Source organism: Porphyromonas pogonae (genome assembly GCF_036320655.1).
GTDB lineage: Bacteria > Bacteroidota > Bacteroidia > Bacteroidales > Porphyromonadaceae > Porphyromonas > Porphyromonas pogonae.
This window is the reverse complement of record NZ_CP143258.1, coordinates 686,690-709,744: the sequence shown is the minus strand read 5'-3', so window position 1 is coordinate 709,744 and position 23,055 is coordinate 686,690. Positions and strand designations below refer to the sequence as shown.

Below are 23,055 nucleotides of genomic sequence, written 5' to 3'. Positions count from 1 at the left end.
TTGAAATGGTAATTTATGGTCACAACATTTCAATATTTAGTAGGAACAATGGCGAAGGCTTGGAGATGCCTTCATAGTCGTTTCCCCTTATAGTGCTTTAAATAGATGCTTGTATCAATTAGATCTTGCCTACAAGGTCAATGCTTGGCTTGAGGACTTCATCCCCTTCTTGCCATTTTGCAGGACATACAGCGTCAGGATGGCTCGCTACAAACTGTGCAGCCTTTACTTTGCGAAGCAACTCTGAAGCATCACGGCCGATACCGTTGTCATGAATTTCAGCCACTTTCACAAAACCTTCAGGGTTGAAGAGGAATGTACCTCGGTAAGCAAGGCCTTCTTCTTCGATCATCACGCCCATATCACGGCATAGTTTGCCGGTAGGATCGGCCAGCATGGTGTACTGTAGCTTAGCAATCTTCTCAGAAGTATCGGCCCATGCTTTGTGCACGAAGTGAGTATCCGTACTTACAGACAGTATCTCTACGCCCAGTTTAGAAAACTCTTCGTATTTGTCTGCCATATCCGCAAGTTCGGTAGGACATACAAAGCTGAAGTCAGCGGGATAAAAGAACAATACTGCCCACTTGCCTTTGAGGTCTTCGTTGCTTACAGTGATAAATCCTTCGCCTTTGCGATAAGCCTGAAGTTTAAACTCAGGCATTTGAGTGTTGATAATTGGTGTCATAATGTTTAATTTTAATTAATATCGTCTATTGTTTTATAATGATTGTATCACAAAGGTAGATGGTCGTTTCATTATCTCCAATCGACAGCATTTATACACTCATTCATGATTTATATACTGCATATGAGTACTTTGCGAACGCTCGCTTATCTTTTCGGTGAGTAATGAGAAAAACTATAACTGTATTGAGTGATTAACCCGTATAAAGCAATATACTTATCTATCGATCGATTTACAGACTGTTATTAAATATTGGTATATTTGTGTCTAAAGGACAAAGACAATGAATAAAATCAGCAATATATCGGACAAATTTAAAGCAAGCAAAAACATCAAAGCTTTGGTGTCGCTTTTATTGGTTGCTGTGATAGTAACAGCGCTATCGCCCGGCAAGAAAGGATTCAAATATCAGTTCAACAAAGGCAAACCCTGGCAATACGAGCTCATTACGGCTCCGTACGACTTCCCTATTTATAAGACAGAAGCAGTGATACAAGCCGAGCGCGACAGTATCAAAGAGAACATCAAACCGGTCTACAACTATGACAGCAAAGTAGGGGAAGCCATGATATCCGCATGGAAAGTGCAATGCAAGGAAGATGGCGTACCCAAGAAATTGTCATACCAGTACCTCAGCTACATCGAGACCACACTCCGTAAACTATACAGCAGAGGACTGATCACCAACGAAGAGCAGGACAAGCTGAGATCAGAGAATCACCTCGAAGTAAGCCTCATCGGAGAGGACAATACTTTGCAGGATCAACCTATTACCCGATTCTATACGCTCAAGGAAGCCTATGACATGATGTTTGAGGGACTACCCGCACATCTTGATAAAGAAGAGCTCACAAGAATGGATTTGAGTCGCTTCCTTAAAACCAATATTAATTACAATAAAGAACTTACAGACAACCTCATTCAGGACGAACTCAGCAACTTATCACTCTCTACCGGTATCGTACAGTCAGGGGAGCGCATCATAGGCCGTGGCGAGATTGTCGATAGCTACACCTACAACATACTACGCTCACTCAAGCAAGTATATGAGGAGAAGTCAGGCGGTGACACACAGCGCCATGTCGTATATATAGGCATCTTCTTACTTTCCGTATTTATTCTCTTCACCCTGTGGGTGCACCTTGTATTCTTTAGCCCTCAGTTTATAGGAGTAGTCAAGAACGGGCTGTTCCTTGCAGCAGCCATACTTACATTCACGGTGCTCACGGAGCTGGTGGTCTCGTACGGATGGTTCGACCTCTACATCATCCCCTATGCGGTGATGCCTGTAATCATGCGCACATTCTTCGACTCGCGCACAGCCTTTGTATCTCACGTCAGTTGCATCCTGTTATCATCCATCTTCGTGTCCGATCCGCTCCAGTTTATCATCTTACAAGTCATAGCAGGTATGGTAGCTTTATCGGGATTACAGCGCCTGAGTTCGAGATGGTATCTGATCCGCACCACATTCCTGGTGTTTGTCTCCTACATTATCATCTTCCTTTGCCTTATACTCATGCGCAACGGGGCATTGGACAAAGAGATATGGCCCATGGTACTCAACTTCGCCATCAACCTGATCTTCCTGATGTTCTCCTATGTCCTTGTGTATATTATTGAAAAGGTATTCGGCTATGTGTCCAACATCAGCCTCGTAGAACTCAGCGATATCAACACACCTTTGCTACGTCAGCTATCGGAAGAAGCGCCCGGTACCTTCCAACACTCGCTACAAGTATCCATTCTCGCCACAGAAGCAGCCTCCAAAGTAGGAGCCGATGTACAGTTGATCAGAACCGGAGCCCTATATCATGATATCGGGAAGATGAAGAACCCCATGTACTTTACAGAGAATCAAGGAGTAATCAATCCCCACGCCACACTACCGTACGACGAGAGCGCACGCATCATCATTCGCCATGTGACAGACGGTATAGCACTGGCGCAGAAATATAATCTCCCTGATGCTGTCATAGACTTTATACGCACACACCATGGGCGAGGACAAGCAAAGTACTTCTACACCTCTTATTACAACGAACACCCCGACGAAAAGATCGATGTAGAAAACTTTACGTATCCGGGTCCCAACCCTTTCAGCAAAGAGACAGGTATACTGATGCTCGCGGATGCCGTGGAAGCATCGAGCCGAAGTCTCAAAGAACATACCGAAGAGGGCATCAAGACACTTATCGACAAGATTGTAGACAATATCATCTCTGAAGGACTCCTCAACGACACCCCTCTTACCTTCCATGATATCCAGATCATCAAGAATGTGTTTTACCAAAAGCTCAAAACAATGTATCATTCCCGCATCACTTATCCCGAAAAGAATGTGCAGCCTGCAAAAGCATGAAACCGATATTTATCATAGGTTATATGGGCTCGGGCAAGAGCACGCTGGGCAAGAAATTGGCAGAGAGCATGTCTCTGCCGTTTATTGACACAGATATCTTCATGGAAAATCGTTTCAGACAGCGCATTTCAGATATGTTTGCGTCTATAGGGGAGACTAAATTCAGGAAGCGTGAAGCTGTGATCATCCAAGAATTGTCGGGCATGCAAGATTGCATTATCGCTACCGGGGGGGGACTGCCTTGTCACTCCGGCAATATGGAGCTGATGAACGAAAGCGGCGTTACCATCTATCTCGATGTAGACAATGAGACACTGGCAAAACGCCTGGAGCTTTGCAAACGCACCCGCCCTACCATCAAAGACAAATCAGGAGACGAACTAATGGATCATGTGGTGAAAGCTATGCAAACGCGCCTCCCCATATATAAACAAGCCCGCCTGAGCCTCCCTTGCAACAAGATGGAGACGCCAGAAGATGAAGACATCTTGGTCAAAGAAATCGAGAAGATGTTGAGCGTCTATAATAGTACAGAAGAGCCAAAGCTATAGTACCTACCCAATACAACAGCATCTGCCACAGCCTTGCATCCCACATTACGGGAGCTATACTTACCCGGGCAAACCCCTCTACCATTCCATACATCAAGTGCGTAAGTCGCATCACTGCTTCCTGTAATATAGGAGCAATTCCTACAATATTCCATGAGCTTATTATCAATACCACTAACGTCAGGGGAATAAGTAACGATGCCATGATCACGGCAGGTACGCCGGCTATAATGCCCATAAAGGTAACAGAGCCAAAGTGGTAGCATATCAGTGGTAAGGTAAGGATCTGTGCCGAGCAGGAGAGGCATACCAGCGACCACAAGTACTTCAGCAGAGGCTGCCGTACCTCGCCAGCAAGGTTGTACAGAGGTCTATAAAATAGCAGGATAGAAAGCACGGCGGTAAAGCTGAGGCGAAAGCTCACATCATACCAGATATACGGATTACCCACGAGTAGTATCGTGGCAGCCAGTGCCAACGTATTTACCTTGTCCGCCTTCCTCTTGATGATAAACCCTAAGCCGTACAGTGTAAAAACCAGCGCAGCCCTCACCGTGGGTACCGAATTCCCCGTAAAGAAACAAAAGGTCCATGCCGCAGCAATGAGTAGCAACCAATTGAGCACTCTGCCACAGCCCAATATGGAGGTAAGAAAAGAGACAAAAAAGACCATTACACCCACATGAAATCCGCTTACAGCCAACAGGTGTGATATCCCCACGGCATTGAACGCCTGCTGCACATCCCGGTATTCATACGACCCGCCACGTCTGCCCAGCACCAGAGCCTCCAACATCTCCCTCTCCTTTGCAGGTATCCGCCATGCGAGGAGCTGTTGTACAAAGATTTCCTTGAGATGAAGCATGCGATAATGAATATCTGCCGCGCCCCTTTGCTTCAGAGGATACACACGGCATTGGGTACTGCGTAAAGTCCCTACTGATCTGCGGGCTTTTACCCATGTACCATATGGGGCAGGCAGATACCTCACAGGAGTGAAATAGGCGTGTGAGAGCGATATGGTGTCATATTTGTGTGGCAATGTCCCTGCCGGCCTGTGCTTGACATACAAAACAGCAGACTGTGAACCTACACTCAGGTTATCATTTTCCGAGCATATCACCCGTGCCGTACATCTGAATCCCTCGCCATATGCCGTAGCATCAGAGATCATCTGTAACTGCACCTCGCGCATGCGACCCCCATCGAGATCAGGGAGCACTCGCCAAGTATAGACATAATGAAGGGATGCCCCCAAAGCCATAAGCAAAGGGAGCACACTTGTAAATATCATGCGGTCGGCAAAGCTGTAACTAAGCTCCTCATGCTTGCGATGGCGGTAATACAGCCCGGTGCACAAGATTATCATGCCACAACCTGCGAAGAAGGCAGGTATGCGTATAGAGTGAAATGCCTGACTGCACAACACCCCACAGAATATACATGCAAAAACGATAACACATGGGCGTTTCAATACTTCCTCCGCCGCAAATGCCGAAGGTGTCTTTATATCCATGTAAGAGATTTGAGCGGTTAGCCGAAATTATAAACAGTCTTTATAATCTTTTCAACGTGTTTATAGCTTCAAGAGGGTCATCACTCCCGAATACATAGCTACCGGCTACCAGCGCATCAGCGCCGGCATCGACCAATAGTTTGCCCGTGGCAGCATTTACGCCGCCATCCACTTCGATCAGTGTTTTGAGTCCTCTGTCATCTATCATCCGCCTCAACCTCGTCACTTTGTCCACCGTATGCGTGATAAACTTTTGTCCGCCATAACCGGGATTTACACTCATCAGCAATACCATATCAAGATCTTGTATAATATCTGTGAGTAATTCTACGGGAGTATGGGGATTCAGGGTTACCGCTGCTTGCATGCCGGCATCGTGTATGGCGCCCACTACCCTATGCAGGTGGTTGCACACCTCATAGTGCACATTCATTGTATGCACCTCCAAAGTTGCCAGTTCTTTGACAAACTTGGCCGGCTCTACGATCATGAGATGCACATCCAGCGGTTTTCTCACCACCGGCTTGATAGCTTCAAGGATAGGGAAACCAAAAGAAAGGTTGGGTACAAACACACCGTCCATCACATCAATATGTAACCAATCCGCATTGCTGCGGTTGATCATATCAATGTCTCGGTCCAGATGTAAGAAGTCGGCGGATAGTAAAGAAGGAGATATAATAGGTGATTTCATGTCGTCACACTCCTTCTTTTCAGATGATAGCCGCCAGGATACGGAGCTTAGCCAATGTCTCCTGATGTCTTGGTTTTCTGCGTTCGTACTCAGCTCTCAGGATAATGTTTTGGCGCTCGCGCTCAGATAATGTGTAGAAGTTTGTCATAAGCAATACATTTGTTTGTTTTCACATAACAAACGTACAACCTATATCTCTTATTGCAAAGAAAAACGTCGCAAATTAATCAGAGCATAGCGCATTCTACCCAAAGCCGTATTAATACTTACTCCTGTGGCATCGGCAATTTCTTTGAAACTCATATCTTCCCAATATCTCAACATCACCACTTCACGCTGCTCCATGGGCAACTTAGTGATATTGCGGTACAGCTCATTGAGCAAATCCTCCTTGGTCATCTCTTCCTCCCTATTGGGCTGGTCAGAAGCTATACGGGCAAACGGAGAGTCATACTCCTCACTGTGCGGTTGTTCATAGCGTGCCTCACTCCCTGTCTTACGGAAATAGTCCATAACCAAGTTGTGCGCTATCCTCAACAGCCATGCTTTGAACTTGCCCTCAGCATTGTAGCGACCTCTTTTGATGGTAGTAAGAACTTTGATAAATGTATCTTGGAAAATATCTTCCGCCGCATCAGTATCCTGGATTGAAAACCTGATGTAAGTATGCACTGTGGCATCGTAGCGGTTCAAGAGAACATCAAAAGCTTCATTACATCCCTTTGCATAAGACTGTACGAGTTGATCGTCAGTCAAATCATTAAATCTATTCATAGATTCAATAAGTTTTTAAATTAATTACAAAGTAGAGATGTTTCCTATAAGCTTTCTATTTTTTATTGGTTTGGGTACAAATTAAAGAAATAAAAATGAAAGATACAATACCAATTCATTACATTTTTTAATACTCCCACACCAAGAAACCAAGACACAGAGCCACATAAAAAATAAAATAAGACTCTAAACGAAAGATAATCAAGTAGTCACAATCGCAATCATAGAATATAAATTCGCCTGCAAAAAACTCCACTTACTATCATTTTGTCAGTTTTTTTGATGATTTTCGGACATAACAACCTGCAACATCACCTCACTTATCCGGGGTATTGACAAGGGGGTATCCCATGTTGTATATTTGTGGAGTACAAATCGACCATACTTATAATGGCACTAATTGTATATTAATTTAGCACGAATCCACACCTGATACAGAAATAAATGAACATGACACCTCATCATCATCCACAGATAGATACACTCCATCGCTTATCCCATAACGGGCATCGGGAGGACACTCCACTCCTCACCGTAAGCAGTGACTGCTCTCCCCTTTTCTCACAACCCTGTACACGGCAGTAGCACCAATCCTGAGCTCTGCACACTTTGACTCCGCCACTCTAAAGTTATTGTCACCTTTGTGCCTAATTTTGAGCCCCATTCCTCTTGCATTTCATTCCCCCAACCTATCATAATAAGTCGGCTGATTTATCCTATAAAGTCAGCTGACTTATCGTACACGGACGATCGACTTATCGTATCAGATCAGTTGACTTATCGTAATAGGTCTGTAGACCTATCCTATATGCATGACAGTCTCTTCATAATAAAATTTACATCTTACCCCTTACTCCTACAAACCGAGACGCAACATAAAGAAAAAGAGTATTGTAGCTGCACATTTTACTATTATTCATTTGTGGGTCGGTAATGCAACGGTATATTTATTAAACCCTACTTTGAGACAGATTTTAGAGCCCTCAAAAACCATTTCTTATTTAGACTTTGTACAAATAAGCTCATTCTCTTAACTAAGAAACCGAAAAATAACAGTAATGTGAGCCATCATCAAAATATTTAGTTTACAAGTTCACAACCCATTAATAATATCCAAGAAGGTCGATTTTCGAGAATGAGTTTTGACATTTTGTCAAAAGACTGACCTGTAATCTGAAATGTAAATACATGTAAATCCTATCCCGCATGATTGCCAATGAGCAAAAATCAGTAATCTAAAAGCACAACCCGTTTATAAAGGGAAACAGGTAAAAACACAGGTCTCCGACTACTCGAATAAAAGCGAAAAAAGGTATTGCGGGAGCCAATCTTCTCAGGGTTCTTATTATGGAAACATCTTCACACACCCCAACTTTGGATCATCTATAAACCATATCCTTGCATACGACACTAAGTGGCATAATAAGTACTCTAAGGCAAATGCTTGGAGGGGCATGAGACAATCTACACATCCGATGTTTTTAAAAGAAAATCAATTACTGAACACATATCTTTAAATAATATATTATACAATATCACAAAGGCCGATATTAATAAATTATATTTAGACGTATAGTTTATTTAATGTTATAAAATAGTTAAAATAACACAATGTATTCTTAAATAGATTATTTAATGCACATATAACTACCTTTGTAACTAAACATATGAGCGCACAATCATACAGATAATAAAGATTGCTGATGGAAAATAATCTTTCGATTACAGATAAAAACACTATTTACTAATTCATTATGAAACAAAAGTACTTTGGTTTATTGACACTTGTACTTTCTATGCCGTTATGTGGAGCAGGTAACTTGCTGGCTTCCACTACTGCGGAGCAGAACGTAAGTGTAAATGTCCCGGGCATCAACATGCAGCAGGGAAAGAAAGTAACTGTAAAGGGTAATGTTACAGACAACAAGGGTGAGGCTCTCATTGGTGTGAGTGTCGCTATAAAGGGCACTGCATTAGGTGCGACTACAGACCTTGACGGTAACTTTACATTGCAGGTTGCTGTGGGGGCGACTCTGGAAATTAGCTATGTAGGCTACAAACCCCAGACTCTCAAAATAACTAACCAATCCAATCTTAACATTGTGATGCAGGAAGATGCCACAGCACTTGATGCTGTTGTGGTGACGGCTCTCGGTATCAAGCGCTCTCAAAAAGCATTGAGCTACAATGTGCAAAAAGTAAAGAATGATGCTCTTACCACTGTAAAGGATGCAAACTTTATGAACAGCCTCAACGGTAAAGTGGCAGGGGTCAACATTCAGCAAAGTTCTACCGGAGTAGGTGGTGCCACACGTGTAGTAATGCGTGGTGCAAAATCTATCATTGGAGATAATAATGTTTTATATGTAATCGATGGTGTACCTTTAGGTAATGACTCCAGAGCTGCAGGGGGAAGATATGGCAGACCCGGAGGTGGTGAAGGTATATCAGACTTTAACCCGGAAGATATTGAAAGTATATCAGTACTTACCGGACCTTCCGCTGCTGCGTTGTATGGTGCATCAGCTGCAAATGGTGTTATTCTGATCAATACCAAGAGGGGAGCAGAGGGACAAATGAAGGTGAATGTTTCCTCAAGTGTTGACTTCTTCAAGCCTTTTGTGATGCAGAAATTTCAGAATACATACGGAAGCCAACCCGGAACATTCCGTAGCTGGGGAAATAAATTGGAGCAGCCCTCGACTTACAATCCGAGAGACTTCTTCAATACCGGCATGAATTTCATGAACTCTCTCACTCTTTCCACTGGCAATAAGGATAATCAGACTTTCGTATCTGTAGCGACCACTAATGCAAATGGTATTATTCCTTCAAATGGATATTATCGATATAATTTTGGAGCGAGAAATTCGGCAAACTTCCTTGATAATAAACTGCATCTTGATTTGAGCGCCAATTATATCTTGCAAGGTGATCAAAACATGTTCTCGGAAGGCGGATATTTCAATCCTCTTACCTCTCTTTATCTTTTCCCGAGAGATGAGGACTTCAATTCCGTAAAAGCATATGAGGTTTTCAATCCTTCTCGTGGTATTGCCGAGCAAAACTGGAACTACTTGGTGCAACGTGAAGGATTCTTTACAGAAAATCCTTACTGGATAGTAAACCGTGAGATGTTTACATCTAAGAAAAGACGTTACATGTTTTATGCCAACCTGAAATACGATATCAATAGCTGGATGAACGTTGCCGGTCGTGTGAGAATAGACAATACAAGTTCTGTAATAGAGCAGAAGTTGCATGCTTCTACAACTAAATTATTGGCAGGATCCAACAAAGGATATTACACAAACAATAACGAAAACTTCAACCAGACTTATGCTGATGTCATCCTGAATATCAATAAGAGCATCAACGATGATTTTAGTCTGACAGGAAACTTCGGATCAAGCTACGAGGATAGATTAAAGTTCGGTAATACTATGGGTGGTCAGTTATTCCATATCCCTAACCTTTTCTCTTCTCACAACTATGACCCCACCAACTCATCTCCCGGACAATTGCATGGTCACACCAGAAATATTGCATTATTCGGAAGCATGGAATTCGGTTATAAGGGTATGCTTTACCTCTCTCTTACCGGACGTAATGACTGGGCTTCTCAACTTGTAAACTCAAAAGAACCGTCAATCTTCTATCCGTCTATAGGTCTTTCAGGCATTATTTCAGATATGGTTAAGCTTCCCAAGTTCATCAATTATCTTAAATTGAGAACTTCTTACACAGAGGTGGGTTCTCCTATTACTCAGACGGGTATTACTCCTAATACCATTACTTACCCATTATCTCCTGCAAAGGGTGTAGTACCTTTGTCTACATATCCTTTCCCTGAATTTAAAGCTGAAAGAACAAAATCTTATGAGTTCGGACTTAACTCTAAATTCATGGACAGTAAGTTTAACTTCGACCTTACACTTTATCGCTCTAATACGTATAACCAAACATTCTTAAGTGACCTTGCGCCGTCTTCCGGTTATTCAGGGTTCTATGTTCAGGCCGGTAATGTTCAGAATACGGGTATTGAGATGTCGCTTGGCTATGATGATAAGTTCGGTGATTTCGGGTTAAGTACCAACTTGACTTATACTCGCAATGTGAATAAAATCAAGGAACTTGTGAAGGATTATACAAACCCTGTGACAGGCGAACAGTTTAGCCTCACAGAGATAAAACTTAAAGAAAGAGGCGGTGTATATCTTCGTGAAGGAGGCCAAATCGGCGATGTATATGTGGAAGGCTTACTTGCTAAAGACGAGAATAACAAGCTTATCGAAGGCAAATCCGGTTTGTATGAAATAGATAGATCTCAATTGATCAAGGTGGGTACGGTAAATCCGGACTTTACACTCGGTCTTAATAATACATTCACGTTCAAAGGCTTCTCTCTGAATATGCTTATCACAGGCCGTTTCGGAGGTATTGTAAACTCAGGTACTCAAGCGGTTCTTGATGCTTATGGTGTATCGAAAGAGTCTGCTGTAGCAAGAGATAATGGCGGTGTAATGATAGGCGGAGATAAATATGATGCACAGAAATTCTATAGCACTATCGGTGGTGAAGGACTTATGGCTTACTATACCTATGATGCTACCAACGTTCGCTTGCAAGAGCTATCACTTGGATACAGCCTTCCGAAAAACCTTCTATTCTGGGGTGTGAAGAACCTGAGATTTTCTCTTACGGGACGAAACTTGCTGATGATCTACAATCATGCACCTTTTGATCCGCAGTTAACGTCATCGACCGGCACATATACCGGCACCGAATTCTTCATGACTCCAAGTTTGAGAAGCTTTGGTTTTAATGTAAAAGTTGAATTCTAATACTTACAATAACAACAATGAATAGATTTAAGTATATATACTATAGCATCGTTAAGGGAGCATTGGCTTGTTCGCTATTGGCTTTCGTAGGATGTACGAAAGACTTCGAATCAATCAATAAGAACCCTCTTGATCCGGATGCCCAGCAAAAAGAATACGATGGTGTGGGGCTTGGCGGATACTTCACTGATTTTCAGAAAAGAGTGATCCCTACGAGAAGCCCGGGAGAAAGTACTGATAGACCCAACGAGTATCAAGTAATGCTGAACTTGGCATCTGATAACTGGATCGGCTATTTCTCTCCTATGGTAAATAAGTTCAATAACGGGAACAACTTTACCACTTATTATATGATCGAAGGATGGGTAAATTACGCTTACTCCACTTCTTTCAATAATATTATCAATACATGGATGCAGATCAAGGATCAGACGCATATCAAAGAGAAGACTGCTGATGGTAAAGTGATATACAAAAATAAAGATTTGCTCAATCAGAGTGTATTCTCTTTAGCTCAGATCATCAAAATCCAAGCTTTGCACCGCACTACCGATATGTTTGGTCCCATGCCTTACTCTAAGATCGGACTCGGACAGCTGAAAGTTCCTTATGATTCTCAAGAGTCAATCTATCGTTCATTCTTGGCTGAATTGGAAGAGGCTGTTCAGACATTGACAAACTACTCGGCAAGTAGCAAAGAGATTATTGCTGATTTTGACGGTGTTTACCATGGTGATGTTAAGAAATGGATCAAATTGGGTAACTCTCTTATGCTTCGTTTGGCTATGCGTGTACGCTATGCCGATCCTGAATTGGCTAAGAAGTATGCAATAACTGCCACTACACACCCCGGAGGTACCATTGATGATGTAGCTGAAATAGCTTGCCTCAAAAATAGTACAAGATTCAATTACTTGAACTCTTTGAAATTGATTTGGGACTCTTATAGCGATACTCGCATGGGCGCTACAATCTATTCTTATTTGAAAGGTTTTGGCGACTCACGTATAGACTCATACTTTAGAAGAGGGAAGGCCGCTGACCGTGAAGATTTCTTTGCTATAAGAACAGGTATCCCCCAGCAAAGCAAAGCTGATTTTTATAAAAACTATTCGGTACCCAATGTAGAAGATGATACCCCTGTTTATTGGTTCAAAGCTTCAGAAGTATTGTTCCTCAAGGCTGAAGCTGCTCTCTATGGACTTATTCAAGGTAACTCTAAAGATTTCTATGAAAAAGGTGTAGCCAAATCTTTTGAAGAAAATAACGTTCGATTAGGTTCATACTTATCAACTAAAGCTTCTTCAGGCAACTATGATGATGTCTTGAATCCTACTTACAGTGCCACAGCCCCATCGAAGTTGAGCAAAGTGTGGGATCAAGCTCAGACCGACGAAGAGCATTTAGAGCAAATCATCACTCAAAAATACATCGCTATATTCCCTGACGGACAAGAAGCATGGTCAGAATGGAGAAGAACCGGATATCCCAAACAGATTACAGCCTTCGAAAACCGTACCAATGCAGGTGTTGTAAGTAGTGATGGCTATAAATACGGTGTAAGAAGATTTCCTTTCCCTCTTTCTGAAAAACAGCAGAATAAGGATAATGTAAATGCTGCATTACCATTGTTGCAAGGTCCTGATAATAGTGCTACTCGCCTATGGTGGGATAAGAATCCGTTGTTAAACTAATAATTAAGACATTCATAAAATGAAAAACGTCAATATATTATTTATGTCCATGCTTGCAGGGGTATTTGCTTTTTCAAGTTGTAGTAAGTGGACAGATGTCGAAAAAATAGATATCGAGACTGATAAAATCACAAATCAGCTTCGCGAAAGAGATCTTAAGAAATGGGCTGAAGAGAAAAAACTTCAGAATGACGAGAACAAAGCAACGGAACAGTGGAACAAGGATGTTGCTGTGATGTATGATAGATACTGGGAATCTGTAAGGAAATACAAAGAGTCTGATCATGAGATCGTGTATGGTTGGTATGCAGGCTGGAGTGCCACCGAAGGAATGCCACGTAGTTTCTTGTCAAATTTACCCGACTCTGTAGAGATGGTATCTCTCTGGGGTGGCACTGCTCCCTATGAAGAGAATAGTGATAAGTGGAAAGACCTGAAGTATGCTCAAAAGACAAAAGGGCTTAAGGTATTGCTTTGCTGGCAAAACTCAAGCGTTGGTTTGGGATTACCGGGCGGACGTGATGCGATTTATAAGAAGGTTGAGAATATGAAAGAAGAAGAGTCTCTAAAATTATATGGTAGACCTAACTTGAGCAGAGAGCAGCGTGCCATCGTAGAATATGCTCAAGAGCTTACTCGTTTTATTGAAAAGCACGGCTTGGATGGATATGACATTGACTACGAGCCATATGTCGGTGATCATGGGGGTGGTTTTCATGAGTTTACTCCAAGCAGTAATCCTAATTGGGTAAATAATATGAAATTATTCATTGAAGAGATGGGAAAGATGTATGGGCCTAAGTCTGGTCGTAAAGGTAAGATCTTGATTATTGATGGAGAACTTAATACAATGAATAAACATTTCCCAGACATGGGTGAGTACATGGACTACTTCATTTCTCAAGCGTATTATAATTCGAATCCATCTTCTCTCCAGAGTCGCTATAGTGAGTGTCTAGGAATCAAGGGATTTACATCTGAGAAGTTTATCGTTGCAGATGAGTTTGAAAAGAATGGAGGATGGACTACCGGTGGAGGCAGTAGTGCTGATGCAGTGAAGAACGGGACTACTCATGCGGAAAGAAAAGCTGCTTGGAAGCCTACAGGTTCTAAACGTAAGGGCGGTTGGGCTGCTTACCATATTGAGCTCGAATATCCTGCAAACTATAAGTATGTGCGCAAAGTAATTCAAATTCAGAATCCGACTAAATACAGACCCTAATAACAATGAATACATACAGTAAAATATTATCAGCAGCTTTGCTTTGCGTTACGTTGGCAAGCTGTGAATCAAGCCTTCCTTCGACTAAGGATCCCAAGGTAAATATTGCTTATTTGGAAGAAGCTGTTGCCAGCTCTACCTTACGCTTTACGGTAAGTGACGATGGCGGATCCACTGTTATCACTCCGCGCATAGCCAATCGTATAGAACAAGAGGTGTCTTTGGCTGTGGAAGTAGATAAAGACATTTTGGATAAGTATAATAAAGACAATAAGAGCAATTACAAGCTATTGCCACAAGCATGCTATGATCTTGTTTGCGGCGATCAGAAGGGGAAGGCTCTTGATCTCAAATTGGCTCCCATGGAGTATGGCAAAGCAGTGGCTGTCAAAGTCAATACAATGCGTAATGCTGATGGTACCCTAGTTCCCTTAACTGAAAACTATGCTATCCCCGTTAGATTGAAAAGTGTAAGCGGAGGTTCTGTTCAGTTAAAATCAAGTGATAATGTCGCAATTATATTTTTGGATAGAAAATTCAAAACTTCTGTTTTGAAAATCCATGGTAGAATGTTGTGTGAAGTTGCCGATCCTAAGAATGACAAAGAATATACCGAGTGGACAGCTCAGTATAGTTTCTGTCCTTTTGAGGTTAATAGTAATGTGGGTTTGATGTACCCCAATACAAGAGAAAGTAATGACTCTCCTCTTTACATGTCTTTAAGTGGTGGTGGATTCCTCCTTCATGCCAATACCGGTGGTGGTGGAAAGATCAACTTCAATCAACCTAAATTTGATAATTTCAAATTTGAAACCGGCAAATGGTATCATATGGCTATTGTGTACAAGGAAGAAAACAGCAAACCTATGTTGCGCATCTATGTTAATGGCGAGTTGGCTTTGGAAAATGTATGGCCGGGTAAAGTGTCTAAATGGCCTAAGATATATATTGGTAATGCTAACTTTAATTCTTTAGTTCGTGAACTTCGTTTTTGGGAGCGTGCGCTTACACTATCAGAAGTAAATAGTACTTTATACTTTGCCGATCCTAAGGCTAAGGGGTTGGAGTTGTACATGCCTTTTGATAAAGAAAACAAGACCAAAAATATTACCGAAGGTAAAGCTGACTGGTATAAGGTTTCTTTCAACTCAGGAGCAACAGATAAGAATATAAACTTCGATGAAGAGGTGATTTTCCCTAACTAATAATTTTGATAATAAAATGAGATATTTAAAATATGTATTAGTATTGGGTATTGGATTCCTTTTCACCCAATGCGCAAAGTTTGAGCCCGAAGTGGTTCAGTTCAATGAGAAGTACAACCCTAAACAGCCTACTAAAGGAAAAAGGGATACTGCTCCCGAAGTAGACCTCCTTCATCTATATGCTTCTTTTGATGCTAATCAAGCCACTTCTGTAGCAAGTATCATAAAGAAGGGTGCGGAGATTACTGTTAAAGAACCCAAGAGCCCGGAACTCAATGTGCAAGCAAGCTTCCCTGTTTCTGAAAATGTTGAATTCAAGATCACCTATGACAAGGCTGCATCTGTGAATTCAGGTAAATTGTTATTGCCGGAAGCCGCTTTTACCTTGCCTGCATCTTTAACGATAAGCAAAGGGGCACAAGAGGTCTCTACCGGTATTAAATTTAAAACAGAAGAGCTGAAAAAACTTAAAGCCGGAGAATATAATTTCTATGTCAAGTTGTCTTCAGATAATAAAGATGTAAAGTTCAAAGATGGACGAAACCTGGCTTTGGTTACACTTATCGTAAAAGAAGGCGGATTTCCAGAAGGTAACAATATAGAAGAAGGAAATCCAGAGTTAGGCAATAATCTTTTTAATGACAGTGTAATTTTTACATGTGAACAGCAACCCAGAAATATAGATAAATTATTTGATAATGATCTTTATCGTCAAAACTGGTGGACAAATGGAGAAGAGACTACTCTTATCGGATCCTTTAGTCGTAAAGAAAAAGTATCTGGTATAGTTATTGCAAATTCACAGGATACAGAGAAAGCTCTAAAAAAAGTAAGAATATCTGTAGCTGATGAAAGCGGAGAGTTTGTGGTTCAAGGTGTATATATAACAACAAAAATAAAATTCTCACAAATAAAATTTAAGCAACCTGTAGAGATCATGAAGATCAGATTCGACCAATTTGAGTCTCAAACAGGGAATAAGAAGTATATTGATATTTTTGAAATAAGATTTGCGAGATAATTCTCCCCTTTAACCTTATATTGAGGGCATTGCCATATGGCAGTGCCCTCATGCTTTTATGTAATTTGCGTTACAGAATGAGGTAGGAATCTAAAGTATTTCCCCTCCCACAATTCAGCATCAGATGCTCATCTCCCCCCTCCAAACAATAGTGAAGTGTACAAGTTATCACCGTAACTCACCATGTAATAATCTGATTTAATGAGACCTTTGAAAAATGTAAAGGGTAAAAAAGGATGGGTAGACTGGGGTGAAAACTGATCGAAATCCCGGAAATATTTATCGGAACATGCCCCCCTTCCCCCTTCGGAGCTCCAAAGAGGGGCTCCGAAGAGGGCTTTCTCACACTATCCGACACAATGGGACACAATTATCCCCGGAGTCCGATAAAGGTTAAAGGCGATGCTTTCGATAACGTTCTGAGTGTGTGCTTTTGCTAACCCTCGGTAACGACATCGCCCTCCATGGAACCACCTACAGATGCTTCCAAAGGTACGCTCGATAGTGCTTCGTATAGGGCTTATAGATTTATTAAAGGCTTTCTGCATATCCGTTAACGGTCTATTTCGATGAGACTTGTGCATTATCCCATCTCGTAATCCATGACTTTGTAAGTATGCTCTATTCTCCCGCGAGGCGTAGCCTTTGTCCGCAAGAACAGGTGTCTCTTTGGGAATTTCCTCTCCTTCCAATAGTGGGATGAACTCCTTCGTATCACTACGATTGGCAGGAGTGGTAATCACCTTTTGAACTATCCCTTGAACATTCGTCATCACATGTTTCTTGTATCCATACCGGTATCCATGCTTGTACACCCATCTGCCTTCTTCATCGGTTCCTTTGCGCTGACGAACCACGGTTTTCTGATAATCCGCCTCCGCCTTCTTAGCTTCCTCGCTACGTGTATCTTCACGATCCTCGGCCACCTCAATCGTGATACAGCCATTAGGCTTGTGGGGGGTATCTACAATACTTGCATCCACTAATACGCCTTCTCTTACTGAAATATGATGCTTGGATAATTGCTTGTTAAACATCTTTAAGAGTGGATCCATTAGATTAAGCTCTGTCAAGGAGGTACGAAACCGACTCACCGTGCTGTGATCCGGTGAAACCTCTTCCAGCTTCAATCCTAAAAAGCGAGAAAAAGAAATGGAATCATTTACACGCTCCTCCAAGGCAACGTCGCTGAGATTGTACCACGTTTCCAAAAGCAACATCTTAAAAAGAAGTATCACGTCATAGGCAGGTGCCCCAACTGCATTCTGTCTCTTCGTATATTTCTTATTGATCAACGTACGGATGGGGCGCCAATCAATCAATTGGTCAATTTGATTCAAAAATTCATTTTGAACCTTACGATATCGTCTCTGATAAAGAATGTCTCCAAAGGTTACATCCTCTTCTTGTGTGTTTTTTTGCTTGTTTGCCATAATAAACTACTGAATTTTATACTACAATATACTAAATATATGGCTAACATACAAGCTTTTACGATACTATTTTTCGCCAAATTACCATGCAAAGGTCTCTTAATAACCATTAGACAAGATACAAATTAACGCCTGACCATGAAGCTCATCGACTCATTTATACCCTCTGAAATTTCATCCTATACGGACAACTGACTTATCCTATACGGACAATCGACTTATCCTATACAGTCGTTCGTCCGTGTACGATAAAACGTTCGTCCGTGTACGATAAGTCGATTGTCCGTATAGGATAAGTCAGTTGTCCGTATAGGATGAAATTTTTACCAGATGTAAGGCGCCCTTTTTTATGCCACCTTAAATTGATCGGAAAGCAGTAATATGGAAATAAATACGGTATCAGAGCGTTTGGTTATTATACAATGATTGCAATTGGCTATCTTTGTATGTTTATATATGTTATGTGCTAGGATTTAATCATTGTATATGTCTTTACGCCGTAAATTCAGCGGTTTTTATCATTGGGTTCTCAACCATTTGCGCAAGATTGCCATCGTGTTTGCCGTCCTGGTGGCGGTATTCGTAGTATTGCCCAATATTGCGCTTAGAATTCCTTTTGTCCAGGAAAAGATAGGGTCACAAGTAGCTCATTTATTACAAAAAGAGTTATCATCAGAAGTTCGTATCAAGGGGATATCATGGGGGATAGGCAGGCTACTTGAGCTTGATGGCGTAGTGTTTTACGACCGAGCCAATAAACCAATGGTAAGCGGAGAAAGGCTTATTCTCAGCATCAACGTATGGGAACTCATCAAGACCGGCAATCTTAAGTTTTCCTCGGCAAGGCTCTTTGGGGGAGATGTCAACATCTATCGCACAGCCAAAGACAAGCCCCTCAACATCCAGTATGCTATCGATATTCTGGCCAAGCCCTCCGATACTCCATCTCAAAAAGTAATAGACTTCAACACCATATTACTCCGTGGTTGTCGCATAGCATATACTGAGATCGACAAACCTACTTATGAGCTAAACGAAGTTTCTATAAAAGCACGCTTACTCAACATCAAAGGGGATAAGATATCCGGAAGCCTCGACAATCTCAGTTTTGTGGACAACAGAGGCTTTGTGCTCAAGAAACTCAGCGGAAAATTACTTCTCAATAAAGAAAAAGTAAGTATCACCAATGCTGTAATGCATTTGAAGAATACGAGGCTTGAGATGCCGCTATTGAAATTGCAGATACTCAAAAACAAACCACCCGCACTACGTTCTTTGAAGATAAATCCTTCCGAAATATATCTCAATGACTTCGCCGGATTCATACCTGCTCTATCCAAGATGGACGAACCAGTGAAAATCAATCTTGAAGTTGTGCCCGGCAGAGATGAAGAATTGCAGATCAAGCATCTTGCTCTCTACGGACAGGGGATGATAGAAGTCGATGCGCACGGATTACTGACACACCATGCTGATGGAGTTTATATTCCCCAACTCTCAGTGGATAGGTTCTTTGTCACAGACAAAGCTTTGGAGACAGCACTTTTGTTCTCGCCCCATCTTGTGAATGAAGAAGCCGTGGTAATGGCACAACGCATCCGCCAACTCGAATTCAAGGGCATTGCCGGTTATAGCCCCCATGAGTATAAGCTACAAGGAACTCTCACAACACCCCAAGGGGCACTACTCACCGATATCACGGCTGATATACAGCCTAAGCCATACGAACTCCATGCGGTAAAAGGGTCTATAAAATCCGAGTCGTTCAATTTCGAACCTTTCTTCGGACTAAAGAAGACCTTGGGCAAAGGTGTTTTTGACATCCGATTCGACCTTTCACATCCTAAGGGCGGAGCTTTCGACCTCTCCAACTTAAAAGGCTATCTCAGTGCAGAGATTCCTTTGATCACATGCAACACGGAAGCTTACCGACACCTTCTGGTCAATTTCAGCGCCGAGTCGGCAGGTCATTATATAGCATCAGCAGACATTGAGAATGAGCATGTCAAAGGCTTTGTCGATGCGACTTTCAACAGGGGCAAAAACCTCAATGACTTCCATAGTGTAGACATGAAAATGGATATTGACCACATTGACCTCAAGATTTTAGGGATGAGCCCGGATTGGGGACAAAACAGCGCTTCGCTTGCAGGCACAGTATCGCTTCATGGCAAAGATATTAATTATGCATCGGCGGATATGCACATGAAGGAGCTGATTCTGTTTCGAGGTAAAACCAAAATTGATCTGAGCGATAGCCATCTCTCCCTTCAAGGTGATATTACCGACCGCACAGCTACTATCACTACCCCCTATATTGATGCTTCGCTTACGGGTGCATACAAGATCAAAGACATTGGAGAACATCTCAAATACCTTACCTATGCTTACCTCCCGGCTTTGAGCCCGATAAAAGACAAACCACGGAATCTCTCCACAGAAGTACGTGCGGGGTTCTCTGTAAAGGTCAAGAAATGGGACAATGCTGTAGCCGATCTATTAGATATACCGCTCAAAGTTTATGAACCCATAGATATCAACGGAGAATATAACTCCCTGTCACAATTCCTCAATATCGGTATACGATCTACCAAAGTACGGTATGGCGTGAACGAAATAAGCAACCTCAACGGGTCAGTACTGGCTCATGAATCCGAGGCCAAAGTATGGCTGAGCGGGTCTGTGATGACACCGGACAGTGTACGCTTCAATCACGCATCTATTCTAGCCCGTGCCGCAGAAGACAAGGTAGATGTGAATATCGACTTAGGTAAGGGTACTGACAGTCTGCCCAATGGTAATGTACGGCTCAATGCTTTGCTCAAGCGTGATTTGTACCATACAGCACAGGCTGGAGCAGGGGGATTGCAAGGTATTATCAATGTTGCACCGTCTGACATACGCTTGGACGGGACGGCGTGGACGCTGAGCCCATCTCATATCTACGTATCCCCAAAAGGGGTATACGTAGATCACCTAAACCTTGTCTCCGATGATAAATATATCAAGATCAACGGCGCACTTACCCACAATCCATTGGACAAGATGGAAGTAGATCTCAACAAAATAGCTCTTATTTACATCCTCGATGTGGCGAAGGTAGATTTTGACATGCTCGATACCAAACTCTCAGGCAAAGTGCTCATCCGTGACATCTTTAACAAACCCGATATCACGGCTGATATTCATGGAGAAGACTTTAAGGTAAATGGCATCATAGCAGGCGATGTAGATATTAAGGGAAGATGGGATCAAGCAGGAAAGAAGATTATGCTTGATGGTGATGTAGATGATCCTTTGGGAGGCAAGGTGCATGTCAATGGCTATATCAAGCCTGTAGATAATGCGGGGCTGTCTCTCAATTTTGACGCTGATAAGTTCAGACTCGACTTCCTGTCGGGCTTTGTAGATACTTTCTCCCATGGTATGGGAGGTAAAGCTACCGGTAAAGCACGCCTATTCGGACTTTTTGAGAATGGAGTCACCATAGAAGGAGATCCATACATCCAAGATGGTTATTTCTCCGTCAAGCACCTCAATACTACTTACCATTTCTCAGACACATTGCATTTCACTCCCACTCTGATGTCTTTTGAGAACATCAACATGAAAGACTCCGAGGGCAATACAGCTATTTTCGACGGTAGGATTACACACGACCACTTTGGGAATTTTGTACTTGACCTTGATATGAAAAACCTCAGCAATCTGCTCGCATACAATGTGGGGGTCAACGAGAGATTCCCTGTTACTGGACGGATTTACGCATCGGGTGATGCATCACTCAAAGGGCCTGTGGAAAAAATGGATCTGCGATTGAAGATGAAGACGGAGAAGCGTACCGATGTGAAGCTGGACTTTAACAGTCCGTCCATCAATGCCGATCACAGATTCATCACATTTACAAACTTGTCGTCGCCCACGAAAGCGGAGTCAGCACCTGCCGATACATCTATCATAGACAAACTCAAGGCTCTACAAGCTACCACAGAGGATGAATTTAATATCTATATGGATCTTATGGTGACACCGGATGCTCAGGTATCCATGGTGATAGACCCCGTGAGTAAAGACGGTATCAAGGCTCGTACCAACGGCAATATCAAGATCAACATCCCTACTCTCGGTGATGCTACGATGTATGGCACCCTCAATGTAGACACAGGTACGTACAACTTCAGCTTCGAGCAACTCTCTCATAAAACATTCAAGATCAAAGAAGGTGGTAAAGTGATGTTCCGAGGCGACCAAAACAATATATTCCTGGACCTCTCTGCCGTCTATTCCCTTACGGCCAATATATCGGATCTTGATGATCACTTGTCTGCCGACGTAAGACGTACCAACGTGCCTGTCAACTGTGTACTGAATGTAAGCGGACAGATTGCCAAACCTACCGTAAAGCTCAATATAGAATTACCGGGATCAGACACCGAGCTGGAGCGCAGAGTGCGATCACTCATCAATACCGATGAGATGATGGCTAAGCAGGTAATCTATCTGCTCGTACTGGGCAAATTTTATACATCGGACAGAAACACCGGTAATTCATTCAACAACAACCTCTCCTCGGGCTGGGCGTCGGTAGCTTCGTCCACACTCTCCGAGCAACTGTCATATCTCTTGGGCGGACTATCCGAAAACTGGTCTATAGGCACCAGTATTAAAACCAAAAATACATCCTTCGATGATACTGACATCGAGCTGCTACTCTCAGGGTCTCTACTCAACAACAGACTGCTCTTCAATGGTAATTTCGGGTATCGTGACAATCCCTATCTGCGTAATACATACATCGGAGAGTTCGACCTGGAGTATAAGTTGGATGAGGGCGGGGTATGGCGCCTCAAAGCGTACAATCATTATAACAATATGTATCAATACTTACGTCAGTCACTCACGACTCAGGGTGTAGGTATCCTTTACCGCAAAGACTTCGATACATTCTCCGAGCTCTTCCGCAGTTCCCGTAAGCGTACTCCGCGAAGACCTGTATTCCGAACGGATAGCATTAAAACAATCAAACCTCCCCTCCGCTGATTCGTGTACTG

The 23,055-nt window shown here is 42.4% G+C and carries 14 protein-coding genes; 8 read left to right on the top strand and 6 right to left on the bottom strand.

Annotation, left to right across the window (positions count from 1 at the left end; translation table 11 throughout):
- Positions 1 to 118 precede the first annotated feature (118 nt).
- A complete protein-coding gene (gene ahpC, locus VYJ22_RS02750; protein ID WP_329904915.1) occupies positions 119 to 688 on the bottom strand; it encodes an alkyl hydroperoxide reductase subunit C in 570 nt (189 codons plus the stop codon).
- A 283-nt stretch (positions 689 to 971) separates the two neighbouring features.
- On the opposite strand from ahpC, the gene VYJ22_RS02745 reads away from it, so the two are divergent.
- On the top strand, positions 972 to 3,050 hold the full coding sequence (locus VYJ22_RS02745; RefSeq protein WP_329904914.1) for an HD family phosphohydrolase: 2,079 nt from the start codon (positions 972 to 974) through the stop codon (positions 3,048 to 3,050).
- Positions 3,047 to 3,601, top strand: coding sequence for a shikimate kinase (locus tag VYJ22_RS02740; RefSeq protein ID WP_329904913.1), 555 nt, complete (start codon positions 3,047 to 3,049; stop codon positions 3,599 to 3,601). Before VYJ22_RS02745 ends, VYJ22_RS02740 begins: the two co-directional genes overlap by 4 nt.
- Here the strand turns inward: VYJ22_RS02740 and VYJ22_RS02735 are convergent.
- The 4 genes from VYJ22_RS02735 to VYJ22_RS02720 are packed head-to-tail and all read right to left on the bottom strand — an operon-like array spanning position 3,543 to position 6,585.
- The gene (locus VYJ22_RS02735) at positions 3,543 to 5,117 is read right to left on the bottom strand and encodes a ComEC/Rec2 family competence protein (RefSeq protein WP_329904911.1); all 1,575 of its coding nucleotides are present in this window, start codon (positions 5,115 to 5,117) and stop codon (positions 3,543 to 3,545) included. The genes VYJ22_RS02740 and VYJ22_RS02735 overlap by 59 nt on opposite strands.
- A gap of 40 nt (positions 5,118 to 5,157) precedes the next feature.
- On the bottom strand, positions 5,158 to 5,811 hold the full coding sequence (rpe, locus tag VYJ22_RS02730) for a ribulose-phosphate 3-epimerase (protein ID WP_329904910.1): 654 nt from the start codon (positions 5,809 to 5,811) through the stop codon (positions 5,158 to 5,160).
- 19 nt (positions 5,812 to 5,830) lie between these two features.
- A complete protein-coding gene (locus tag VYJ22_RS02725) occupies positions 5,831 to 5,959 on the bottom strand; it encodes a hypothetical protein (protein WP_329904908.1) in 129 nt (42 codons plus the stop codon).
- A 50-nt stretch (positions 5,960 to 6,009) separates the two neighbouring features.
- The gene (locus VYJ22_RS02720; RefSeq protein ID WP_329904907.1) at positions 6,010 to 6,585 is read right to left on the bottom strand and encodes an RNA polymerase sigma factor; all 576 of its coding nucleotides are present in this window, start codon (positions 6,583 to 6,585) and stop codon (positions 6,010 to 6,012) included.
- 1,877 nt (positions 6,586 to 8,462) lie between these two features.
- Here VYJ22_RS02720 and VYJ22_RS02715 point away from each other — a divergent pair.
- The 5 genes from VYJ22_RS02715 to VYJ22_RS02695 are packed head-to-tail and all read left to right on the top strand — an operon-like array spanning position 8,463 to position 16,571.
- The gene (locus VYJ22_RS02715) at positions 8,463 to 11,429 is read left to right on the top strand and encodes a SusC/RagA family TonB-linked outer membrane protein (protein ID WP_407989443.1); all 2,967 of its coding nucleotides are present in this window, start codon (positions 8,463 to 8,465) and stop codon (positions 11,427 to 11,429) included.
- A 17-nt stretch (positions 11,430 to 11,446) separates the two neighbouring features.
- Positions 11,447 to 13,123, top strand: coding sequence for a RagB/SusD family nutrient uptake outer membrane protein (locus VYJ22_RS02710; protein ID WP_329904905.1), 1,677 nt, complete (start codon positions 11,447 to 11,449; stop codon positions 13,121 to 13,123).
- 19 nt (positions 13,124 to 13,142) lie between these two features.
- The gene (locus VYJ22_RS02705) at positions 13,143 to 14,345 is read left to right on the top strand and encodes a glycoside hydrolase family 18 (protein ID WP_329904903.1); all 1,203 of its coding nucleotides are present in this window, start codon (positions 13,143 to 13,145) and stop codon (positions 14,343 to 14,345) included.
- A gap of 5 nt (positions 14,346 to 14,350) precedes the next feature.
- Positions 14,351 to 15,550: a DUF1735 and LamG domain-containing protein gene (locus VYJ22_RS02700; protein ID WP_329904901.1), complete on the top strand. Its 1,200-nt coding sequence runs from the start codon at positions 14,351 to 14,353 to the stop codon at positions 15,548 to 15,550.
- Between the two features lie 16 nt (positions 15,551 to 15,566).
- Positions 15,567 to 16,571: a DUF1735 domain-containing protein gene (locus VYJ22_RS02695; protein WP_329904899.1), complete on the top strand. Its 1,005-nt coding sequence runs from the start codon at positions 15,567 to 15,569 to the stop codon at positions 16,569 to 16,571.
- 347 nt (positions 16,572 to 16,918) lie between these two features.
- Here the strand turns inward: VYJ22_RS02695 and VYJ22_RS02690 are convergent, their stop codons facing one another.
- A complete protein-coding gene (locus VYJ22_RS02690) occupies positions 16,919 to 18,004 on the bottom strand; it encodes an IS5 family transposase (protein ID WP_329903044.1) in 1,086 nt (361 codons plus the stop codon).
- A 486-nt stretch (positions 18,005 to 18,490) separates the two neighbouring features.
- Here VYJ22_RS02690 and VYJ22_RS02685 point away from each other — a divergent pair, with 486 nt between their 5' ends.
- The gene (locus VYJ22_RS02685) at positions 18,491 to 23,044 is read left to right on the top strand and encodes a translocation/assembly module TamB domain-containing protein (protein WP_329904897.1); all 4,554 of its coding nucleotides are present in this window, start codon (positions 18,491 to 18,493) and stop codon (positions 23,042 to 23,044) included.
- The last annotated feature ends 11 nt before the right edge of the window (positions 23,045 to 23,055 follow it).